We start from the raw sequence: 5,806 nt of genomic DNA on the forward strand, positions 1-5,806 counted from the left end.
GACCTCACCGCCGTCCAACGCGACCGTCACCGCGACCTCCAACCCCGCGCTCACCATCGTGAAGTCGGTGGATGCGACGGAACTGACCGCAGTCGGCCAGGTGTTGCACTACTCCTTCCTGGTGACGAACACCGGCAACGTCACCCTCACGAACGTGACGGTGAACGAGACGGCGTTCTCCGGTAGCGGGACGGCGCCCGTGGTGGCGTGTCCGGCCGGCGCGGCCTCGCTCGCACCGGGTGTGTCCGTGACCTGCACCGCCACCTACACCGTCACGCAGGCCGACCTGGACGGTGGCAAGGTCGCCAACACCGCGACGGCCACGGGCACCCCGCCCACCGGCCCGCCCGCGATGTCCCCGCCGTCCTCGACCAGCGTCCCGAACGCCCCGGCCCCCGCGCTCACCGTGGTGAAGTCGGCCTCGCCGAGCACGGTCACGGCCGCAGGCCAGACCGTCGACTACTCCTTCCTGGTGACCAACACCGGGAGCGTCACGCTGACCGATGTGGCGGTGAACGAGACGGCGTTCTCCGGTAGCGGCACGGCACCCGTGGTGACCTGCCCGGCCGGCGCGGCCTCGCTCGCGCCCGGCGCGTCGGTGACCTGCACCGCCACCTACACCGTGACGCAGGCCGACCTGAACAGCGGGAAGATCACCAACACGGCGACGGCGACGGGCACCCCGCCCACCGGTCCGCCCGTCACCTCACCGCCGTCCAGCGCGACGGTGACCGCGAACCCGCCGCACGGCCACCTGCCGAGCACCGGCGCGAGCACCCACCTGGCCGGGCTGGCGGGGAGCCTCCTGCTCCTCGGCGGTGGGCTGGCGTTGGTGACGCGCCGCAACCGTCGTCGCTGCTAGCAACGACGGCTGACGGCGGCGGTCCCCGGGGCGTGGGCTCCGGGGACCGCCGCCGTTCTGTGCCCGTCCGTCGTCCGCCTGTCGTCCGTCCGTCGTCCGTCCGGCTCGTGGGTGAGGGGCGGACGACGGGACGGTCCTCAGCCGAACGGATGAACCTCCGCCACCGCCAGGCCCGCCGAGCCCGCGCCGCCCGCGTCGGCACGGTAAGACGGGCCGGGCCCCTCCGCGGTGACACCGGTGTGATCGTTCCTGGCGCCGCCCACAGCCGAAGGAAGTCAAGAGATGCGCGAAACGAAGCACAAGGCCCGAGCGGGTGCCGCCGTCGGCATCGCCCTGCTCGCCCTCGCCGCCCTGTCCGGCTGCCGCCAGCCCCACAACGGCGGCAGCCAGGACGTGCAGGCCGCCACGGCTGCGCCCTCCGGGGACGCTGCGAGCAGCGGTGAGATCGCCGTGCTGGAGCAGCCGACGCTGCCGCCGCCGTCGTCCGTCGCCAACGACCAGGAGAAGCGCAAGCAGGTCGCCATCGGCACCTGCGAGGCGACCAAGGACGGCTGGCGCGCGGCCGGCACCGCGGTGAACCCCGGCGGCCGGGACGCGGACTACCGGATCGTCGTCTACTTCACCTCGTCCAAGGCCACGGTGCTCGCCCTCGGCGACACGGCGGTGAGCGTCAAGGCGGGGCAGAGCGGGGCGTGGGAGGTGCGGCAGGCGTTCCACGCACCGCAGGGGACCCTGTGTGTCCTGCGGGGCGTCAGCTGAGCGCCCGCCGCCGGGGCCCGGTGCGGGTCCGGACCCCGGCGCGGTAGCTGCCGCCCGGCGGTCTAGCCGACCCGCCACTTCTGGCCGCTGTTGTTGCGGTCACAGGCCCAGACGCCGAGGCCTTCGCCCTCACGGTCGGCGGTGAGGCAGCCGCCGGCCGCGTTCACCAGCAGGCTCCATCCGTCGCCCGCATCCTGGAACGCCCACAGCTGGTTGGGGTTGCCCTCCTGGGCGTGGATGAGGTGGGTTCGGTTGGTGTTCGGGTTGTGGTCGATGACCATGCCCCCGCCCAGGGCGGTCTCGATCTGCCACCACCCGTTGCCCTTGTCCCAGAAGACCCATTCGTTGTTGGGGTTCTCCGCCTCCCCGCGGGCGGCCTGGACCTTGGTGCCCGGCTCGGTGCGTCCGCCGTCGAGGTCGGCTTCGAAGCCGCCGTTCATCGCCATGAGCTCCTCGTGGCCGCCGTTGTACGGCAGCACCTCGCCGGAGAGGGCGACCGCCGGCCAGACCAACGCGGCCAGCCCGTTGGGCTTCTGGATCAGGATGCCTTCCTCAAGCAGGGCGGAGGCGTCCCCGATGTCGACGAACTTCACGACGCTGCCGCAGAAGCGGCCGCCGCCCTCGGGACAGGTGACCTTCTGATCGCCGGCCGAGATGATCCCGACGGCCGTGACGCCCTCGCTGTTGAAGCTGAACACCGGCCCGCCGCTGTCCCCCGAGCCGGCGGCCACCCCGCCGTTCAACTGCTTGGCGTTCCACGCGGGCCCGTACTGCCGACTGTTGCCGTAACTGTCCTTCGCCTCGTACTGCTGCACCTTGCTCTTGACCTGGATGCTCCCCCGTTCGCCCGACATGGCCCCGGAGGTGGAGACGATGTTGCCCTGCACCGGGCTTTCGGCGTGGGTCACCGGGGTGGTCCACTGTCCGCGCCCGTCACCGATCAGCGATGTCGCGCCGCGCCACATCGCCGGCTTGAAGAAGCTGCCGTCGGAGGACTTGACCGTCGCCACGTCCACCGTGGTGCTCCGGTGGGTGACGGGGCCCGAGGCGAGGTCCGCGAAGGCCCCTCCGGCGCTGTTGTAGACGGTCGTCCGGTTCGGGTCGGGGAAGCAGTGGCGCGCAGTGAGCGCATTGCCGTTGCCGGTCGTGAATGCGGTCGAACAGGTCCCGGCACCGAACGAACCGGGCGAGTTGCGCATGTACGCGCCCGCGAACGCCTGCTCGTCGGAGCGGCTCAGCGTCTGGGCGGGATCGGGGACCACCTCCACCTCGACCGGGACCTTCACCTCGGCGAGCGCCTGCGGCCGATCCGACGACGCGGCAGCGGTCGCGGCCCGGACGCCCTTTCCGCCGGCGAGGGACCCGGCCACCTGCACCTGCAGACCGGTGCCGTTCGCGGGGATCGCGACCTCGGTGACCCGGCCTGCGGCGGCCGAGCGGCCCATCTGCTCCATGACGGGCTTCGCGGCCTCCTCCAGCTCGGTCCGGCTGTAGGGCGCCGGACCGAGGTCAACCGGAATCCGGCTACTGGCGATGAACTCGCTTACCGGGGAAGGAACTTGCCCCTTCCAGAAGATCTCCACCCGGCGCTTCTCCGGCGCCGCCACCGCTCCCGCGTATCCGCTCGTCTTCTCCAGGCCCGCCAGTCGCTCGATGTGGCGCACGGTGGCGTTCATGCTGCGCTGGAAGGCGAACAACTCCTCCCAGGAGGCGAATCCCCCCGGCACCGACTGATCCACCTGCTGGGCGGACCGGCCGGCGGACGCCTCCGTTGCCGAGGCCGGCAGCGCCTGCGCCGCCAGGACACCGGCCACGGCCAACGGGACGGTCCAGCGTGCGGTCCTGCCCAGCCGTCCGCGTTGTGCCGACAGGTTCGGGTTCGTCATGATCGGGGTCCTCCGTGCTTCCGGAACGGGCGATGGCCACCAGTTGCCGACCGCCGCCCACCCGGCGGACGTACGTCGACGAACCAGTGCCCTCAGCTCAACAGCCGGAAGTAGACAAACGATGGACAGGGCGTCGGCGCCGAACTCCCAGGCCGCCTAGCGCGGTGGGGGCCGGTTCTCGTCACAGGTGGCGCGCTGGCCGTGGAGGAGGAGGGGGACGGCGCGGTTGGCGAGGGCTTCGGCGGCGCGGGCGGCCTGGGCGGGGGCCATGACGTCCGGGAGTTCGTGGGCGGGGACGAAGCGGGCGCCGAACAGGCCGCTGCGGTGCCGGGGCGGGACGGTGAGGTGGGTGTCCTCTCGCACGGTGCCGCCGTCGAAGACCAGGTTGAGGCGCTCCAGGTAGCGGTCGGCGGGGGTGAAGTCGACGGCCAGGACGTCCGTGAGGCGCAGGTTGAGCCCGGTCTCCGCGTGCAGGTGGCGGGCGGCGGCGAGGTTGGGGGGCTCGTTGGGTTGGGCGGCGCCGCCGGGGAGGAGGAGGCCGTCCATGTAGTCGGGGTCGACGAGGAGGACGTCGCCGCGCGGGTTGCGGACGAGGACGAGGCAGCCGAGCCGGCACACCGGCGGCTTGGCGAGGAGACGGGGGTCACGCATCGGGTGGTTCACCTTCTGAGGGCGGCGAGGAGTACGAGGGAGAAGCCCGCCAACCACAGGAGGCGGACGAGGAGTTCAGCCGTCATGCGTCAGGCGCTCGTAGCGCAGCCCCTTGCGGAGCAGGTCGACGACCCGCAGGAGCGCGGACGGGCGGGCGCAGCCGAGGCCGATGAGGTAGCAGCCGGTCCTGCGGCCGTGCTCCCAGTCGACTTCGACGGACGGCAACTTCACCTCGGCCAGGGCGAGGACGGCGGTCAGGTCGTCGAGGACGTCGGCCGCCTGGCGTCGCTGATCGGCGGTGGCGCGGTTGAGGGCGGATCCCATCACGCCCCCACCTGCCGTCGAACCTCGAACCCCCGCCAGGCGCTGAAGGCGGCGGAGAACGAGGAGAAGGAGGCCAGCCCACCCGAGGTGCCGCTGCGCAGCCACTCCCCCGTCGTCTCGTTCCGCACCCGGTAACACCGGCCCTCCGGGTCCCACCGCACCCCGTAGCCGTGCAACCGGGGCACTTGGACATCACCCATGGGAGTAACCTTCCGCGATCAGAGTTTCACGTTCTGTGCACATGATGGCTCTGTGTCGCCTAGCATCGGAAGTGGCAGACGACTTGACCCTGGTGGCCTGGAGAGTTGGAGCAGCCATGGTGAACATCAAGGAAATTGACCCGCAGTCATCCCCCTGGGCCCCGTTCGGGGTCCAACTCCGCAGGTCACGCAGGGCGATGGGACTCAAGCAGGAACAGCTCGCGCGCAAGATCGGAGTCCACCCGTCCTACGTCTCGTTCGTCGAACTTGCGCAGCGACCGCCGAGTGAGAAGTTTGCTACCAAAGCCGACGAGGTCCTGCAGACCGGCGGGACCCTGCTGCTGATGTACTGGCAGCTCAAGCACACTGCCCTGGTACCGGGCTTCCCCGAGTACGCCAACTACGAGAACCGTGCCGCCGAGGTCAGGCTGTTCTCGATCGACATCGTGTCTGGCCTGCTACAAACCCCGGCCTACGCCAGCGCTTGGGAAGCGGGCAACGTCCGGCGCGGCAACGCCACCCCCGAGCAGGCCGAGGAACGAGTGAACTTCCTCATGACGCGCCAGCAATTCCTGAACCGCACCCCTCCGCCTCTCCTTCATGCGGTTCTCGACGAGAGTTGCCTGCGTCGGCCCGTCGGAGGATCGGACGTGATGATCGAACAACTTCGGTATCTCGAGGAGTTGGTCGCAAACCCGAACATCCTTCTCCAGGTAGCCCCGTATTCTTTGGGCGAGGACCGGCCTTTCAGCTCACACGTGACGTTGCTGACCATGCCGGATCGCAAACTGCTCGGATACACAGAAACCGAGCTGCGCGGGTACCTCGACCGTGATATCAACGCTGTCCTTCCGCTAGCCAGGGACTACGATCGACTGCAAGCCGAGGCACTACCTCTGGCCCCGTCGCTTGAGCTGATCCGCGCAGTACGGAAGGACTATGAGGATGGACGCTGACCTGACTAACGCCAGCTGGCGAAAGAGCACATACAGCGGCGGGCAGAACGGCTGCGTCGAGGTCGCCGACGGCTTCACCGGCCTCATGCCCGTCCGCGACTCCAAGGACCCCGAGGGCCCGTCTCTCCTCTTCTCCTCCTCCGCCTGGCAGGCCTTCGTCACCGCCGT

The 5,806-nt window shown here is 70.3% G+C and carries 8 protein-coding genes; 4 read left to right on the forward strand and 4 right to left on the reverse strand.

Annotated elements, in window-relative coordinates; translation table 11 throughout:
- Together ACFVTF_RS21120 and ACFVTF_RS21125 are read left to right on the forward strand one after the other, a co-directional pair.
- On the forward strand, positions 1 to 862 hold an 862-nt coding region (locus tag ACFVTF_RS21120; RefSeq protein WP_387815461.1), incomplete at its 5' end, for an LPXTG cell wall anchor domain-containing protein.
- A gap of 282 nt (positions 863 to 1,144) precedes the next feature.
- A complete protein-coding gene (locus ACFVTF_RS21125) occupies positions 1,145 to 1,621 on the forward strand; it encodes a hypothetical protein (RefSeq protein ID WP_387815463.1) in 477 nt (158 codons plus the stop codon).
- A gap of 62 nt (positions 1,622 to 1,683) precedes the next feature.
- Here ACFVTF_RS21125 and ACFVTF_RS21130 read toward each other — a convergent pair whose 3' ends face one another.
- The 4 genes from ACFVTF_RS21130 to ACFVTF_RS21145 all read right to left on the reverse strand — a co-directional run bounded on the left by ACFVTF_RS21130 (position 1,684) and on the right by ACFVTF_RS21145 (position 4,682).
- Positions 1,684 to 3,507: an RICIN domain-containing protein gene (locus ACFVTF_RS21130; protein ID WP_387815465.1), complete on the reverse strand. Its 1,824-nt coding sequence runs from the start codon at positions 3,505 to 3,507 to the stop codon at positions 1,684 to 1,686.
- A gap of 156 nt (positions 3,508 to 3,663) precedes the next feature.
- Entirely contained in the window at positions 3,664 to 4,158 is a 495-nt protein-coding gene (locus ACFVTF_RS21135) for an NUDIX domain-containing protein (RefSeq protein WP_387815467.1), read from the reverse strand.
- A gap of 75 nt (positions 4,159 to 4,233) precedes the next feature.
- On the reverse strand, positions 4,234 to 4,482 hold the full coding sequence (locus ACFVTF_RS21140) for a hypothetical protein (RefSeq protein ID WP_387815469.1): 249 nt from the start codon (positions 4,480 to 4,482) through the stop codon (positions 4,234 to 4,236).
- Positions 4,482 to 4,682: a hypothetical protein gene (locus tag ACFVTF_RS21145; protein WP_380429665.1), complete on the reverse strand. Its 201-nt coding sequence runs from the start codon at positions 4,680 to 4,682 to the stop codon at positions 4,482 to 4,484. The genes ACFVTF_RS21140 and ACFVTF_RS21145 overlap by 1 nt, the downstream gene beginning before the upstream one ends.
- A 116-nt stretch (positions 4,683 to 4,798) precedes the next feature.
- On the opposite strand from ACFVTF_RS21145, the gene ACFVTF_RS21150 reads away from it, so the two are divergent.
- Together ACFVTF_RS21150 and ACFVTF_RS21155 are read left to right on the forward strand one after the other, a co-directional pair.
- Positions 4,799 to 5,638, forward strand: coding sequence for a helix-turn-helix transcriptional regulator (locus tag ACFVTF_RS21150; protein WP_387815471.1), 840 nt, complete (start codon positions 4,799 to 4,801; stop codon positions 5,636 to 5,638).
- On the forward strand, positions 5,628 to 5,806 hold a 179-nt coding region (locus ACFVTF_RS21155; protein ID WP_387815608.1), incomplete at its 3' end, for a DUF397 domain-containing protein. The genes ACFVTF_RS21150 and ACFVTF_RS21155, both read left to right, overlap by 11 nt.

It is taken from the genome of Kitasatospora sp. NPDC057940 (assembly GCF_042887425.1).
GTDB lineage: Bacteria > Actinomycetota > Actinomycetes > Streptomycetales > Streptomycetaceae > Kitasatospora.